The 14,203-nt window shown below is 68.2% G+C and carries 16 protein-coding genes; 5 read left to right on the top strand and 11 right to left on the bottom strand.

The features are described from left to right. Positions 1-8 precede the first annotated feature (8 nt). Genes ACYVOK_RS23555 through ACYVOK_RS23545 form a run of 3 tightly spaced genes read left to right on the top strand, consistent with a single transcriptional unit; the run spans position 9 to position 2,504 of the window. Positions 9-878, top strand: a complete 870-nt coding sequence (locus tag ACYVOK_RS23555) for a class I SAM-dependent methyltransferase (RefSeq protein ID WP_460664682.1) — start codon at positions 9-11, stop codon at positions 876-878. A 39-nt stretch (positions 879-917) separates the two neighbouring features. Next, the gene (locus ACYVOK_RS23550) at positions 918-1,718 is read left to right on the top strand and encodes a glycosyltransferase family 2 protein (RefSeq protein WP_460664681.1); all 801 of its coding nucleotides are present in this window, start codon (positions 918-920) and stop codon (positions 1,716-1,718) included. 33 nt (positions 1,719-1,751) lie between these two features. Further along, positions 1,752-2,504 (top strand): class I SAM-dependent methyltransferase, encoded by a 753-nt coding sequence (locus ACYVOK_RS23545; protein ID WP_460664680.1) that lies wholly within the window; start codon positions 1,752-1,754, stop codon positions 2,502-2,504. Positions 2,505-2,507: 3 nt separating this feature from the next. Here the strand turns inward: ACYVOK_RS23545 and ACYVOK_RS23540 are convergent, their stop codons facing one another. The 10 genes from ACYVOK_RS23540 to ACYVOK_RS23495 form a co-directional block, all read right to left on the bottom strand. Next, positions 2,508-3,284, bottom strand: a complete 777-nt coding sequence (locus ACYVOK_RS23540; RefSeq protein ID WP_460664789.1) for a nitroreductase/quinone reductase family protein — start codon at positions 3,282-3,284, stop codon at positions 2,508-2,510. Between the two features lie 219 nt (positions 3,285-3,503). Beyond that, the gene (locus ACYVOK_RS23535) at positions 3,504-3,923 is read right to left on the bottom strand and encodes a hypothetical protein (protein ID WP_460664679.1); all 420 of its coding nucleotides are present in this window, start codon (positions 3,921-3,923) and stop codon (positions 3,504-3,506) included. Between the two features lies 1 nt (position 3,924). Then, positions 3,925-4,734, bottom strand: a complete 810-nt coding sequence (locus ACYVOK_RS23530; protein WP_460664678.1) for an endonuclease/exonuclease/phosphatase family protein — start codon at positions 4,732-4,734, stop codon at positions 3,925-3,927. 292 nt (positions 4,735-5,026) lie between these two features. Continuing rightward, positions 5,027-5,932 (bottom strand): carbohydrate ABC transporter permease, encoded by a 906-nt coding sequence (locus ACYVOK_RS23525; RefSeq protein WP_460664677.1) that lies wholly within the window; start codon positions 5,930-5,932, stop codon positions 5,027-5,029. Further along, positions 5,925-6,863, bottom strand: coding sequence for a carbohydrate ABC transporter permease (locus ACYVOK_RS23520; protein ID WP_460664676.1), 939 nt, complete (start codon positions 6,861-6,863; stop codon positions 5,925-5,927). Before ACYVOK_RS23520 ends, ACYVOK_RS23525 begins: the two co-directional genes overlap by 8 nt. Next, positions 6,860-8,134 carry an extracellular solute-binding protein gene (locus tag ACYVOK_RS23515; RefSeq protein ID WP_460664675.1) on the bottom strand — a complete coding sequence of 425 codons (1,275 nt, stop codon included), beginning with the start codon at positions 8,132-8,134 and terminating at the stop codon, positions 6,860-6,862. The genes ACYVOK_RS23520 and ACYVOK_RS23515 overlap by 4 nt, the downstream gene beginning before the upstream one ends. Before the next feature lie 145 nt (positions 8,135-8,279). Further along, a complete protein-coding gene (locus ACYVOK_RS23510; RefSeq protein WP_460664674.1) occupies positions 8,280-9,365 on the bottom strand; it encodes a hypothetical protein in 1,086 nt (361 codons plus the stop codon). Beyond that, positions 9,362-9,778 carry a hypothetical protein gene (locus tag ACYVOK_RS23505; protein WP_460664673.1) on the bottom strand — a complete coding sequence of 139 codons (417 nt, stop codon included), beginning with the start codon at positions 9,776-9,778 and terminating at the stop codon, positions 9,362-9,364. The genes ACYVOK_RS23510 and ACYVOK_RS23505 overlap by 4 nt, the downstream gene beginning before the upstream one ends. 37 nt (positions 9,779-9,815) lie before the next feature. Next, positions 9,816-10,244 (bottom strand): hypothetical protein, encoded by a 429-nt coding sequence (locus ACYVOK_RS23500; protein ID WP_460664672.1) that lies wholly within the window; start codon positions 10,242-10,244, stop codon positions 9,816-9,818. A 9-nt stretch (positions 10,245-10,253) separates the two neighbouring features. Continuing rightward, positions 10,254-11,333 (bottom strand): LacI family DNA-binding transcriptional regulator, encoded by a 1,080-nt coding sequence (locus ACYVOK_RS23495; protein ID WP_460664671.1) that lies wholly within the window; start codon positions 11,331-11,333, stop codon positions 10,254-10,256. A 76-nt stretch (positions 11,334-11,409) separates the two neighbouring features. Here ACYVOK_RS23495 and ACYVOK_RS23490 point away from each other — a divergent pair, with 76 nt between their 5' ends. Continuing rightward, positions 11,410-12,177 carry a YesL family protein gene (locus tag ACYVOK_RS23490; RefSeq protein WP_460664670.1) on the top strand — a complete coding sequence of 256 codons (768 nt, stop codon included), beginning with the start codon at positions 11,410-11,412 and terminating at the stop codon, positions 12,175-12,177. Then, a complete protein-coding gene (locus ACYVOK_RS23485; RefSeq protein ID WP_460664669.1) occupies positions 12,081-13,565 on the top strand; it encodes a DHA2 family efflux MFS transporter permease subunit in 1,485 nt (494 codons plus the stop codon). The genes ACYVOK_RS23490 and ACYVOK_RS23485 overlap by 97 nt, the downstream gene beginning before the upstream one ends. 42 nt (positions 13,566-13,607) lie before the next feature. Here ACYVOK_RS23485 and ACYVOK_RS23480 read toward each other — a convergent pair whose 3' ends face one another. Beyond that, positions 13,608-14,168: a hypothetical protein gene (locus ACYVOK_RS23480; RefSeq protein ID WP_460664668.1), complete on the bottom strand. Its 561-nt coding sequence runs from the start codon at positions 14,166-14,168 to the stop codon at positions 13,608-13,610. Positions 14,169-14,203: the final 35 nt, after the last annotated feature.

Genomic DNA, 14,203 nt, shown 5'->3' with positions numbered 1-14,203 from the left:
GTGTATTCATGAGTGATGGATCGTGCATCCTGTGCGCGACGACCGGGCGGTTCCGACCGCGCTGGAGGAAGGACGGGTACGGCATCGAGGAGTGCCCGTCGTGCGGCCTCGTGCAACTCGTGCCCACGCCGAGTCCGGAGACTCTGCGCGCGCTCTACTCGCAGGACTCGTACTTCAGCGGGGACGGTGACTCGGGCTATTCGCAGTACGAGAGCCAGGAGCAGGAATACCTGGCGACCTTCAAGGAGGACGTACGCCGGATCGCCGAGTTCGTGCCCTCCGGACGGGTGCTCGAAGTGGGCTGTGGCTACGGGTACTTCCTGCGCTGCGCGGTGGACGCGGGGTACGACGCCTACGGAATCGACCTCTCGCCCACCGCGGTCAAGTGGGCCGCCGAACGCCTTCCCGGGCGGGTCTTCTGCGGTCTGCTGGAAGAGGTTCCGGAGATTCAGGGACAGCAGTACGACGTCATCTTCGGCTCGCACCTGATCGAACACCTCACCGAGCCCGGCGCGTTTCTGGAAACCGCCGCCCGGTTGTTGCGTCCGGGCGGCCTGATCGTGCTCGTGACGCCGAACATCAAGAGCCTCCTGGCCAGGGTGTCCGGATCGCGCTGGGTCTCGCTCAAGATTCCGGAGCACGTCAGCTACTACGACCCGGCGACCATCACCACGCTGCTGAACCGGGCCGACTTCACGGTCCGGGCGGTCGACCCTGCCTACCAGTACTACACCGTCCCCTTCGTCGCCTCCCGGGTGCGAGAACTCCTGTCTCCGGTCTCCCGCCTCGTCCCACGAGTCGAGAACCTCAAGGCCCTCCGCACCCGAAGGATCCGCGTCACCAGCGGCTCCATGCGAGTCATCGCCGCTCTGAAGTGACCCCACCCGCATAACCACCATGACCTGGACCTCACTCACGTGACGGTGCGCGTCTCCGTGGTGGTGCCTACGGTCGGGAAGGCGGACCTGGGGAAGGTGTTGGAGGGGTTGGCCCAACAGCAGGGTGCGCCTCGGTTCGAGGTGATCGTCGGGGTTGACGGGGACGCCGAGGTTGTGGCCGACGGGGTACGGGTGGTGCGGCTCGGGGTGGCGCAGGGGGTGAGTGTGGCGCGGAACCGGGCGGTGGACGTGGCGCAGGGCGAGTTCATCGGGTTTCTGGATGACGACACCGTCCCCGGGCCCGATTGGGTGCGAAGGTTGACGGCTGATCTGTCCGGGACCGACACGGCGGTGGCCGGTCGGGTCCTGGAGGCCGGTGACGGGGTGCTGCATCGCCTGCGGGCGCTGGCTTTCGAGCATCGGCGCGTTGAGAACCTGGGCACCAAGCAGGTCGACTACGTGAACGGCGGGAACTGCGGGTTCCGGACAGCTGTCTTCCGCCAGCTCGGCGGCTTCGACCCGACGTTCGTCAAGTCGCAGGACCGGGATCTGGCGCGGCGCGCCGTACTGGCCGGCTACACGATCGCGTACGACCCCGAGCTGGTCGTCACCCATTCCGGCAGCTACACGCTGCGCGGCTTGTGGCGCGGGCGGTTTCGCGCCGGACGAGCGGCCAAGGTCATGTACAGACGCAGTGGCAGCACCTCGGTCGGCCCCAGGGACATGCGTACGACGTACGGCGGCACCATCGTCACGTTGGCCCGGGAGCACGGCCTCCAACTGGCCTTCGCCGCCATGGTTTCCATGACCGCCCATCGCCTCGGCTGGATAACCGGCTGACCGGGCAGGGCGTCGTACGACAGACTCTTGCGCATGGACAACGTCGTGCGGAGCAATCGGGTGGCCTGGGAGAAGGCGTCGACCAAGCACATCTCGGAGTACGACGAACTCCTCGAGGAGGCCCGGAGTGGGGAGCAGCTTTTCCCGAGGGAAGCGGAACTCTTGCGGCCGTTGCTCGACGACGCCCCGACAGTCGTGCACTTCCAGAGCGGTCACGGGCTCGACGACGTCGCTCTCGTGAAGGCCGGAGCACGGCAGGTCGTAGGAATCGACTACAGCTCGGTGGCGGCCGGCGCGGCGCGGCGGAGAGCGGTCGAGCTCGGCCTGCAGTGCCAGTACGTCGTCGCGGAGGTCCCCGGCGTACCGGTGAAGGACGGCTCGGCCGACCTCGTCTACACCGGCAAGGGCGCACTGATCTGGATGCGCGACATCGGTGCCTGGGCCCGGGATGTCGCGCGAGTCCTGCGGCCGGGTGGCCACCTGTTCGTGTACGAGGCGCACCCGGCCGTACCGCTGTGGACCTGGGACGAGGACGAGCCGCGGATCCGGCCGGATCGCAGCTACTTCGCCGAATCGCACATCAACGACACGTTTCCGGCGAACGGCGCCCAGGAGTGGCAGTGGAACCTCGGCCAGATCGTCACCGCGGTTGTCGCGGCCGGCCTGCACGTCGAGCTTCTCGAGGAATACGCCGAGCCGTTCTGGCATCCGCAGGACGACACCAACGCAGCCGCCTGGTCCGGCCGCCTCCCCAACTCCTACGCCCTCCTGGCCCGCCGCTCCTGAGAACTACAAGTGAGGCAGCAGTTGGGCCTCCTCGTAGTCCAGGTGGGCGATGAGAGCGTCGATCAGCCGGTCCACCTGCACGAGGAGATCGGGCGCCGGGTTGGAGAGTTGCTTCTCCAGCTCTTCCAGGAGTACGGCGATCTGCTCGTGCTCAGCCTGAAGAGTGGCGATCGCGCCGGCCAACTCGGGACGCTGCTGCGCGAGCGCCGGGAACAGGGCCACCGACTCACCGGTGTGGTGGTTGTGCAAGCCCTGGCACAGGGTGAGGCAGTTGATCCGGAGCTGAGCGCCTAGACCGGCCGTCCCGGAACTGGCGACCTCGGTGCGGATCAAGGCCAGCTCGCGCCGGAACGCGGTGTGGATGCGCCTCAGCAACTCGCCGTACGAGCCGCCTCCGCCGGAGGGTGGTCCGGCCTGCCGGGCCAAGGCCACGACCGGGAGCGTGCGGGTGGTCCGCGACTGGTACTCACCCCAGCCCGGGTCCGCCTCGACGAGCCGGGCGAACACGTCGTCGCGCTCGGCACCCCGCAGTACGACGGCTGTGGCCGGGTAGGTGAACAGGCCGGTCTCGACGGTGACCTCGGGGTTGGCGACCAGGTTGTGGTACCAGTCCGGGTGCCTGGGACTGCCGCCGGCCGAGCCGACGACGAGGACGCGATCACCGTCCGGGTAGTAGCCGAGGATCGCGGTGTGCTGCTTGCCGGAGCGCGCGCCGGTGGTTGTCAACAGCAAGTATCTGCCGTCGCCGACCTGGCCTGCGTTCGCCCGGAACTGCTCGATGAGCTCGTTCAGGATTCACTTCTTTCCGAGAATTTGGCAGGACGAAACAGCCTGCTCTTCGAGGCAGGCGTGGAAAAGGCGGTGCAGACGAGGACATCGGTGGGCCGCGCTCGGCCCTCCCGCCGCTCAGAACGCGGCCGGGAACCCGACTCGTGAATGGCGCAAGGCCGACCCGGCAGTCACGTCCGGAATCCTAGACGGCGACGAGGTCACGACCAATCAGGAAGCCCGGCGGGCGTAGACGTCCGCGTATTCCTGGTGCGAATGCGACTGCAGTACGCGCATCAGGTGGTCGGTCGCCTGGCGGACGACCGGCTGGGTCAGCGGCCGGCCGGCGTACGGCGACAGGTCGAGCGGCGGGCAGATCTTCAGGTGGACGTGGCCCAAGTGCCAACGGCGGGTGTCCGGCGGGTTGACCTGATCGGTGCCGGTGACAACGACCGGTACGACGGGTGCGCCGGTGGCCAGCGCGACCCGCATGACGCCGGTCTTGCCGCGGTACAGCCGGCCGTCACGCGAGCGGGGCCGCGGCGCGGCCGCCTGAGCGATCGATCGGCACCTCTCCGAGCCACCCGAGCCCTGGACCTCCTGGGCACAGACGACCCAACCGCTCTCCTGACCCACATCATCCGAGCCCACCTCACCGAGCCTCTTGCAGGCTGTAGTCCAGGTCGGCGAGGACGCCGAAGTGGTCGCTGAGCCAGAGGCCGTCGACGGGGGTGTCGCCGACCAGTTCGGCGTGGAGGATGTGGGCTCGGGCTTGTGGGTGGGCGTGGGCTGAGCCGACGAAGATGTAGTCGATCCGGCGGCGGTGGTGTGGCTGGCCGACCAGGCGGTCGATCTCCTCGGCGGCGAGCGGATTGGCGACCGTCCAGGTGAACCCGGTCCCGCTGCCGGCCACGGTCCACGCGTCGTGGTAGTGCGCACTGCGACCGCCGAGTGACTGCAGTCCGGTCAGGAAACGGATTCCGGCAGACTTCGGCGTCGCGTTCAGATCACCCGCGATGATCGAAGGCAACCGGAACCGGTACAGCTCGTCCAACTGAACCGCCGACAGCAACTGCTGCTCCCGGTCCGCGGCCTGATCGAGCCGCCACGGCGTCGCGGGGTGGACGAACAACAGCTCACCAAGCTCGGGTACGTCGACCGCCGCCGCCATCGTCCACCAGTGCACGTCCGAGTCTTCGGACTCGCGATGCTCCTGTACGTCGACCACGCGATGGGGCCACCTGGTCGCCAGCGCCGTACCGTCCTGCCACTCCGAATCGAGGACGTCGGCCTGATGAGTGGTGAAGGTCAGCCCGGTTCCCTCGACGAGTTCGGCGAGTTGGTCGCTGCGGCTCGGGTAGCAGACCTCCTGCAACGCAACGAGATCAGGCGACAACCGCCGGAGTTCGGCATTGATCAGTTCGGTACGACGTGGGTCGCCGGCGTCGTGCTGGACGTTCATCGTGAGCACCCTGATCCGCATGGATCCCCGGTGCCCCTGACGATCTGTGCCTACCCACGGTCGCCCGGCGGGCGCGAAACGTAGTACGGAAGCGGCGATCGCGCAGGAATCGTCCGGGAGTGCCCAGAAAACCGGACGAATGATGTAACGGCGGCCACACTGTGACGATAAAAGGGTGAGCGACCCGGCGGGGGGACCGAGCGGGAGACTCCGGTGCTTCTTCGGGACCACCGCATGTTGTGGGGGCCTCGCAGGTGCTCACCCGGGGCGGGGTGAGCACCTGTTCGAGGTTTCAGCCCTTGATTCCGACGTTCGCCATTCCCTCGACGAACCGTTTCTGGGCGAACACGAACAACACGATCATCGGCAGCGTCGCGAGCGCCGTACCGGCCATCAGATACGGCCACTCGATCTCGGCCGGGTTCTGCGAGAAGATCGCCAGCCCCAGTTGCAGCGGCCGCATCGAGTCCGACGTGGTGATCATCAGCGGCCAGAGGAACCCGTTCCAGGCCGCCTCGATCTGGAACACCGCGATGGTGATCAAGGCCGGCTTGATCAGCGGCGTCATGATCCGCCAGAAGATGCCGAACTCACCGAGCCCGTCGACCCGGGCCGCCTGGGCCAGTTCGTCCGGCAGCGAGACGTAGAACTGCCGGGCCAGGAACGTGAACAGCGGGGCCGCGCCGAGCGGGATGATCAGGCCCCACCACGAGTTCAGCCAGCCGATACCGCCCTGGCCGAGGATGTTGTTGCCCCCGAACAGCGGGATCGACTTCACGATCAGGAACAGCGGCACCAGGATGATCTGGAACGGCACCAGCAGCAGCACGATGAAGTAGTTCAGCAGCATCTTCGACCCGCGCAGCGGCAACTTGGCCAGCGCGTAGCCGGCCGTCGTACAGACCGCGAGGGTGAAGGCGGTCTCGCCGACCGCGATCAGCAGGCTGTTGCGGAAGTACCGCAGGAACGGCGCGGTCTGCATCGCCTCGACGAAGTTGCGCCAGCGCAGCTCGCCGGGCAGCCAGCCGAACCTGGCGATCTCCGCGTTGCTCTTGAACGCGGTCAGCAGCATCCAGACGAACGGCGTGATCATCAGGATCGCGCCGACGATCAGGACGACGTACAGCAGGATCCGGCCGATCCGGGCCGAGGACGGCCTCGACGCCACCACGGGGCCGGCAACACTCACGCTAGTCATTGGCATCCGCCTTCTGGAGCAGGCGCCCGACGCCGATGAACGCCGCGATCACGATCATCATGATCACGGTCTCGGCGGACGCGTAGCCGAGTTTCAGGTCCTGGAACGCGTTCTGGTAGATGTCCATCACGAGCACCCGGGTCTCCGACCCCGGCCCGCCCTGGGTCATCACGTACACCAGGTCGAACACCTGGAACGTGCCGACGATCGAGGTGATCAGCACGAAGAACTGGACCGGGCCGATCGCCGGCCAGGTGACGTTGACGAACCGCTGCCAGCGGTTGGCGCCGTCCAGCTGAGCCGACTCCAGCAGGTCGCGGGAGACACCCTGCAACGCGGCCAGGTAGATGATCACCTTGGTGCCGAGCCCCTGCCAGATGCCGACCACCATCAGCGACGGCAGCGCGGTCGCCGGGTCGGCCAGCCACCGGTTCGGCGCGAACCCGAACAGGCTGAGGAAGCCGTTCGCCAGCCCCGAGCCGGGGTTGTAGATCCACAGCCAGATCGTGGCCACCGCAACCGTCGCGGTCACCGTCGGGATGTAGAACGCGGTCCGGAAGAAGCCGAGTCCGCGGATCTTCTGGTTCAGCGCGACCGCGACCGCGAGCGAGATCGCCATCGAGATCGGGATCACCACGATCGCGTACAGCACCGTGTGCCACAGCGACGCCTGGAAGTCGACGTCGCGGAACAGGTCGGTGTAGTTGCTGAACCCGACCCAGGCCCAGGTGTCACCGAAGCTGTAGTCGGTCAGGCTGAGCACCAGCACGGCGATCACCGGGATCACGATGAAGATGCCGGAGTGCAGCAGCGCCGGGGTCAGCAGCACCCAGCCGGCCCGGACCTGGCCGCGGATCAGCGTCCGGCCGTCCTTGGCCGCCGCCACCTTGCGCGGTGTCTGGAGTACGGGACGTTCCAGAGTTGCGCTCATCGTGACTGCCCTGCCAGGTTGGCCAGCACCTTGGCGGGATCCTTCTGTCCGAGGACCGCCTGGGTGAGCTGGATGTCGAAATTGCCCCGCATCTCGAGCCAGTTGGACGGCACCTCGTTCTCGTTCACCGCGTAGACCAGCCCGTCGGCGACGAACTGGCTCAACGGGTTCGACTTCGCCTGCGGCGAGTTGCTCGCGTCCTTGTAGGCCGGGATCTTCTTGTTCAGCTTGGCGATCGCGTCCAGCGTGGTCGGCTTGGTCAGCGCCTGGATGAAGGCCCAGGCCGCGTCCTTGTGCCGGCTGCGCGACCCGATCGACGCCAGGTCACCACCGACGTACTCGATCTCCTTGCCGCTGTTGAAGCGGAAGAACTTCAGGTCGTCGCAGACCTTCTGGCCGACACCCTTCTCCGAGCAGTCGATGCCGCCGTTGACGATCCCCATGGCGGCCTCACCGCTGAACACCAGCGGCTGCTGGGCCGCGTTCTGCTGGCCGTACGGCTGGACGTTGTTGATCATCGACTTGATCCACAGCAGCGTGTCGAGGCCGGCCTGGTTGTTGAAGTTCGGCTCGCCGCCGACGTACAGCGGCGTACCGGTCGAGGCCAGGAAGGTGGTGAAGGACTGGCGGAAACCGGTCGCGGAGGCCAGGTCGAAACCGCTGCGGGTGATGTTGCCGTTCGCATCCCGCTTGGTGAGTTTCTCGGCCGCGGTCTTGATCTCGGCCAGCGAGGTCGGCGGCTTCTCCGGGTCCAGGCCGGCTTCGCGGAACGCGCTCTTGCGCAGGGCGACCGCGCGGGCGTCCGCGACGAGCGGGTACGCGTACAGCCTCCCGTCGTACGTCGCCGCCGGGATGAGGGCCGCGATGCTCTTCTCCCTGATCACGTCCTGCGTCACGCCGTACTTGCCGAGGTCCTCGAAGATCCGCTTCGACGCGAACGGCTGGACCCACCCGACGCCGGTGACCATCACGTCGTACGGGATACCGGCCGCGATCGAGGTGGACATCTTCTCGTTCAGGTTCTTGTACGTCGCGAAGTCCGGCTCGACCTTCATCTTCGGATAGGTCTTGTTGAAGTCGGCGACGACCTTGTCGAACTCCTCCCGGCCCTTCGTACTGGGCGGGAAGGAGGGGATCAGCACCCGCAACGTGCCGGTCGCCTCGGCCGGCGGGACGCCGTCCGTGCTCTTGTCGATCACCCCGCTGCCACAACCGCCGACCACCACGCTGAGCGCGACGGCCAGCACGGTCAGTCCCACACCACGTCTCACAGGGGAACTCCTTCGCTGCCAGGCCTGGGTCCTACCCAAGTGCAGAGAAAGTATGGGAAAGGGCTTTCCCCGTCAATACCTCACCGCTCGAATGATCACATCCGATCAGTTCCGGAACTCGATCGACCATGTGTCCGGCCCCCGGTCAGCGATCGAGCGTCGGCCCCTGCCGCTCCTGACCGCTGGTCCCGGTCCGGCGCGAACCCTGCTGACCGGCGGACAACCGCGTTGCCGAACTCAGCGGCTTGGATCCGCTCAGACCCGCTCGAGCCGCGGCCTCCACATCCGGCGGAAGCCGGCCGGCGGCTGCACCGGATACCAGCTGCTCCTCTGCCCGGCTCTGTCCCGGTTGACTCGTCCGGGACTGCTCCGGACCGACTCCGCGCTGCACCTGTTGCTCCGGCGCGGGCATGCTCCACTGCTGCCGAAGGTTCCGGATCTCGTCCTGTCCCGCCCGCGCAGCCGCCGCTCCAGCCTTCGCCGACTGCCGGCGCAGCGTCCCGTCGTCCGTCCTGCTCAGGTTGTCGATGCCCGCGAACGCCGGCTTCATCGCCGCCTCGATCCGCCGGACCGCGGCCTCCCGCTCCTGGTCTGGCACCATCCCGGGCAGCTCGCTGTTGTCGTAAAGCAACTCGGCTGCGACCCGGAATTTCTGGTCCGGGTTGACCACCGCCAGTCTCCGTACGACCTCCTCGGAGTCCAGCCCGCTGTCCCGGCCGATGGCCTCGGTGAATCGTCGGGCGGCCGGCGTGAACTGGCTGTACGACGGGTTCGCGTCGGCCGTCCTGATGCCGGGCGCCACCTCATCCAGCCCGAGGTCGTCGATGTACCGGTTGAGATTGTCGTAGCTGTAGACCTCGGTGACGCCCTCTTCCAGCGCACGGACGCTGGGGTCCTGGTACGCCGCCTTGCCGTCCTTGTGCTCGGTTCCCTCAGCCGCGAGCAGGTGGGTGTTCTCGTGGAACACCGTCTTGACCGCCTCGCGGTACGACCGCAGGGTCTCGGCGTCCTGGTTGTACACACGGGCGTTGGCGAACATCTCCTTGAGCGGAGCGGTCACCTTCTCGTTGCTGTACTCGATGGTGTGGTCCCAGGCCACCGCGCCGCGAACCTTGCGTTCAGGGGCGGCGACTCCCACGCGGCCGTTCCACGACGAGTGGTGCGCACCGGAGACCCGGACGGCGGAGCGGGCCTGCTCCGCCATCAACTGCTGGTAGGTGGTGACCTTCACCTGCTGTCGGTTCTCAGCGACAGGACCAGCATGTAGAGCGACTCGTTCAGGTCGAGGATGGCGGCTTGTTCGGACGGGGGTGCGGTGTCGGCGATGCGGCCGATCTCCGCCATGCCGGCCTCGGCCCGGGCGATGCGCTCGGCCGGGGTGCCGCCGTTCGCGCCGGCCGCGGTGTGGACACGGATGGCTTCCATCATCGCGGCCGAGACAGGTGGACCTTCAGCACCCTCCGCGAGTACGCCTTCCGCGGCGGCGATGTCGTTTTCGGCCGAGCGGCGGTCGGCCGGGTCGTCGATGGCGGCTGCCAGTTCCTTCAGGCGGGCGATCGCGCCAGGCAACCAGTCCGGAAGCACCTCGTCATCGAGCACGTCGAAGACCACGTCGTACTCGGCCCTGAACTGGTCGTAGTCCATCTCCCCGTCCTCCGTCGCGCGCTACCGGCGACCGAATCTACCTGGCCGGGTGGGCCGTTGCGTCTGGACCGAGCGCGCCGAGCAGCAGGTGGAGGGACTCGTTCAGGCTGTGGATCGCGGTCTGGTCGTCGGGGGTGGCCTGGGTGGCGAGTTGGTTGAGGCGGTCGATTCCGTGCTGGACGCGGTCGATCCGCTCGGACGGAGTCCCGTCTTCGCGGACGGCTTCGGCGTACGCCTCGTTCGCGGCCTCGAGCGTCGGGGAGGCCGGTACGGCGGACGGAGCGGCGAGCAGGTCCTCCAGCATCCGCAGGTCGTGGCCCCCGTCGGCGCGATCGGCCGGATCGGTCAACTCACGAGACAGCCGACGCAGCCGCTCGATCTCCGGCCGCACCTCCTCAGCCCCAGCGCCGCCCCGCACCGCCTCCAGCACCCGCCGATACTCCCCGTCGAACTCGTCGAACTCCATCCCCTGAAGCTACCTCGCCAGGTGGGGCGTGGGGGTTGGTTTGAGGGCGCCGCAGGAGGTGCGGGTGTTTAGGTCGGGGAGGAGGCTGAGGTGCTGGACCGGGCCTGGGCCGTGTTGGAGTTTGCGGAGGAGGAGCTCGCAGGCGGTCTCGCCGAGGGCGAACTTGGGCGGGCAGACGGCGGTCAGCGGTACGACGGCCAACGCGGCGGTCACGTCGTTGTACGCGATGACCGCGAGGTCCTCCGGCACCCGCAGCCCGCGCTCCATCGCCCGCTCGACGAGTCGCGCGCCGTGCTCGTCGGAGTGCACGAGCACGGCCCGGCTGCCGAACGACTCGCACTCGGCCAGGAACGCGTCGAGTTGCGCGAGCGCGACCGGGTCCTCACCCTGCGCCGGCAGATCCACCGGGGACAGGAACAGCTCGACGTCGAGCGCGGACGCGGCCGCCTCGAGCCCCCGCCGCAGCCAGTACGCCGTCGGCGTCGCCTGCAGGTTGATCGCGATCCGCCGATGACCGAGCGCGGCGAAATGGCGCAGCGCGAGCAGCGCGCCGTACGCGTGATCGGTGCGGACGTGGTCGTACTCGCGCGCCACCTGCGGGAACCCGAACGCCCGCTCCATCAGCACCAGCGGTACGTCGATGTCGTCGAGGCGGGACCCGAGCCGGTCGGCGTCACTGTCACCGAGGACGGTGCTGATCAGCAGCCCGGCCACCCCGATCCCGAGCATCCGCTCGATCCGCTCCTGCTCCTTCACCACGTCGTACCCGGACACCCCGAGCACCAGGCGGGCGCCGTACCGGTCGGCCATCGCCTCGGCACCGCGGATCACGTCGGAGTAGTACGTCGCCGCACTCGGTACGACGATTCCGATCGTGAGCTGACTGCCGTGCGCGCCGCGGCCCTCGGGGCTGGTCCCGATCGCACCGCCGTGCACCCGGCGGAGCAGGCCGGCGGAGTCCAGTTCGGCGAGATCGCGGCGTACTGTGATCGCGGAGACGCCGAGCTCGGCGACCAGCTCGGCCACCCGGAGCCGGCCGCGCCGCCCTAGGCTCCGCAGGATCAGCTCGTGGCGCTCCGGTGCAAGCATGCAATCCCCTGAGGTCTGTCGTGATTGATCGTGATCATACGATCAACCATGTCCGCGCGGAACGAGGAGGCAATCGGTGGAAGGTGCCGGCCGGACCAACGCCGTCCTGGCGAAGCTGACGATGGTCGGCGACCTGCTGATGCTGCAACTGGTGTTCCTCGTCCTCAGCTTCGGCATCGTCACGCTGTTCCCGGCCGCGTTCGCGATGCAGCGGGTGCTGCCGGACGCGATCAGCCAGGACCGGCCGGCGCTGCTGCGGCGGTTCTTCCAGCAGTTCCGCTGGGCGTTCCGCCGGTTCTGGCTCGTCGGGCTGGTGCTGTACTTCGGCGGGATCGCGCTCGCCTTCGGCCTGGCGTTCTGGGCGTACAGCGGCGGCGTGGTGCGGATCCTCGCGCTGGCGGTGCTGATCCCGCTGACCGGGATGATCGTCGGGTTGTACCTCAGCGCACTCGCCGTACTTCCCGAAGCCGGTGACGAGACGACCACGAAGGGCCTGTTCCGGTCGGCCAACCTGTTCCTGCTCCGCCGGTCGCTGCCGGTCGCGGGCGGGGTGATCGGGCTGTTCACCTGGTTCGCGCTGCTGTCCCAGTTGCCGACGCTTTTCGTGGTCGGGTCGGGGCTGGTCCCGGCGCTGATCGCGCACTGGATCTCGAGGCCGCCGAGAAATCTTCGGAGGGCGTGTCAATCTGAGGCCTCCTGGTCCGACGTAGAGGTGAAAGGCCCCTCGGACCAAGGAGAGAACCGGATATGTACGCGACGACCGAAACCCTGGCGACGACGCCGGCCGGGCAGGGAGGCCGCTCGCGCTGGCTGGCCCTCTACACGCTGTGCGCGGGCATGTTGATGATCGTGCTCGACGTCACCGTGGTGAACGTGGCCCTGCCGGCCATTCAGGACGACCTGGGCTTCACCAGTTCCTCGCTCGCCTGGGTGGTGAACGGCTACCTGATCGCCTTCGGCGGCCTGCTTCTGCTGGCCGGCCGGCTCGGCGACCTGCTCGGCCGGCGGAACGTCTTCGTCGGCGGTCTGATCGTCTTCACCATCGCCTCGGTGCTGTGCGGGCTCGCGCAGTCGCAGGAGGTGCTGGTCATCGCCCGGTTCGTCCAGGGTGTCGGCGGCGCGCTGACCTCCGCGGTGATCCTGGGCATGATCGTGACGCTGTTCCCCGAACCGCGTGAGCAGGCCAAGGCGATCGGCGTCTACGCGTTCGTCGCGTCGGCCGGCGGCTCGATCGGCCTGCTCGCCGGTGGTGTGCTGACCCAGGCGATCAACTGGCACTGGATCTTCTTCGTCAACCTGCCGATCGGCGCGCTGACCGCCGTACTGGCCGTCAAGCTGATCGCGAAGGACAAGGGCCTCGGGCTGGGCCGCGGGACCGACGTACCGGGTGCCGTGCTGATCACCGCGGCGCTGATGGTCGGCGTGTTCACCATCGTCAAGCCGGCAGCCGAACTCGGATGGACCGCACCCCGGACGCTCGTCCTCGGCCTGGTGACGGTTGTCCTGCTGGCCGGCTTCATCGTCCGGGAGGCGACCGCGGCCAACCCGCTGGTGCCGCTGCGGATCTTCCGCTCCCGCAACCTGACCGGCGCCAACCTGATCCAGGCGCTGTCCGCCTCGGGGATGTTCGGCATCTTCTTCCTCGGCTCGCTGTACCTGCAGCGCGTGCTCGGGTACGACGCTCTGGAGATCGGACTGGCCTTCCTTCCGACCACTGTGATCATGGGTCTGCTGTCGGTGAGGTACTCCGACAAGCTGGTGATGCGGTTCGGTCCGCGCCGCCCGCTGATCGCCGGACTGGTGCTGATCGTGGCCGGTCTGGCCCTGTTCACCCAGGCGCCGGTCGGCGGCAACTACGTCGTCCACGTGCTGCCCGTGCTGGCGCTGCTGGGTCTCGGTGCCGGTGTCTGCTTCCCGGCGCTGATGGGTCTGTCGATGGCGGACGTCAAGCCCGAGGACGCCGGCCTGGCCTCGGGCCTGATCAGCACGACCGCCCAGGTCGGCGCCGCCCTGGGGCTGGCCGTCCTGGCCACCCTGTCCGCCACCCGCACCGCCACCCTGGACGCCGCCGGCGAGGCTCCCCTGGAGGCCCTGACCTCCGGCTACCACCTGTCCTTTGCCATCGCAGCCGGCATCGTCGCGGCCGCGGTAGTCATGGCCTGCACCGTCATGCGCCCGTCAAAGCAGCCCATCGAGGCCCCGGAAGAAGACCTGGCCCTCGAAGCAGCCTGAGCAGGTACGACGAACTCCCCGCACCGGTTGCGGGGAGTTCGTCTATTTGCGGTGGCGGGCCGGGGTTTCGGTGTACCACTGCCACCAGGCGAGGCCTCGGCGGCGGGCGGCGAGGGTGAGGAGGAGCATCGCGAGGAAGGCCAGGGCGAGGCCGGTGCCGAGGAGGGCGAAGCCCAGGCGCTGGGTGTTCTTGTCGGCGACCCACCTCTGCGCGTCGGCGACGGCCAGGACCGTGGACGGATCGGACTGGCGGTAGACGAGGAGCAGGGGCACGGCGTAGCGGGTGCCGGGAGCAGGTGCCTGTACACCTTCGGGCATGCCCTGGCGGTCGCTGTCGATGTACTCGAGCGTGGACCGGATCCGGTCCACGCCGGCGGTGAAGTCGACACGTACTTCCTGGATCGCCGGACGGCCGGCCCCGCCGGTGACCTCGACCTGGACCGAGTCGGCCACCGTTTCGATCCCGCTGTCGAGCAGCTCACGGCTCAGCCGCTGCCGGGACGTGACGTCGACCAGCACCAGTACGCCGAGCACGATCAGAACCACCGCCGGCAGCCCGATCCACGTCGGCCACAGCCCGCGGGACTCGGTCTCCGGGATCATCGGCACACCAGTGCGACGAGGAGACCGACGGCGTA

Source organism: Kribbella swartbergensis, from assembly GCF_054784135.1.
The sequence above is the reverse complement of the archived record's forward strand: the minus strand, read 5'-3'. Positions and strand labels throughout refer to the sequence as shown.

What these genes read in the sequence shown, in the direction of transcription:
- ACYVOK_RS23555 (WP_460664682.1), top strand. Translation starts at nt 9, where the DNA reads ATGAGTGATGGATCGTGCATCCTGTGCGCGACGACCGGGCGGTTCCGA.
- ACYVOK_RS23520 (WP_460664676.1), bottom strand. Translation starts at nt 6,863, where the DNA reads ATGAGCGCAACTCTGGAACGTCCCGTACTCCAGACACCGCGCAAGGTG.
- ACYVOK_RS23525 (WP_460664677.1), bottom strand. Translation starts at nt 5,932, where the DNA reads ATGACTAGCGTGAGTGTTGCCGGCCCCGTGGTGGCGTCGAGGCCGTCC.
- ACYVOK_RS23495 (WP_460664671.1), bottom strand. Translation starts at nt 11,333, where the DNA reads ATGCTTGCACCGGAGCGCCACGAGCTGATCCTGCGGAGCCTAGGGCGG.
- ACYVOK_RS23500 (WP_460664672.1), bottom strand. Translation starts at nt 10,244, where the DNA reads ATGGAGTTCGACGAGTTCGACGGGGAGTATCGGCGGGTGCTGGAGGCG.
- ACYVOK_RS23505 (WP_460664673.1), bottom strand. Translation starts at nt 9,778, where the DNA reads ATGGACTACGACCAGTTCAGGGCCGAGTACGACGTGGTCTTCGACGTG.
- ACYVOK_RS23480 (WP_460664668.1), bottom strand. Translation starts at nt 14,168, where the DNA reads ATGATCCCGGAGACCGAGTCCCGCGGGCTGTGGCCGACGTGGATCGGG.
- ACYVOK_RS23485 (WP_460664669.1), top strand. Translation starts at nt 12,081, where the DNA reads ATGTACGCGACGACCGAAACCCTGGCGACGACGCCGGCCGGGCAGGGA.
- ACYVOK_RS23530 (WP_460664678.1), bottom strand. Translation starts at nt 4,734, where the DNA reads ATGAACGTCCAGCACGACGCCGGCGACCCACGTCGTACCGAACTGATC.
- ACYVOK_RS23545 (WP_460664680.1), top strand. Translation starts at nt 1,752, where the DNA reads ATGGACAACGTCGTGCGGAGCAATCGGGTGGCCTGGGAGAAGGCGTCG.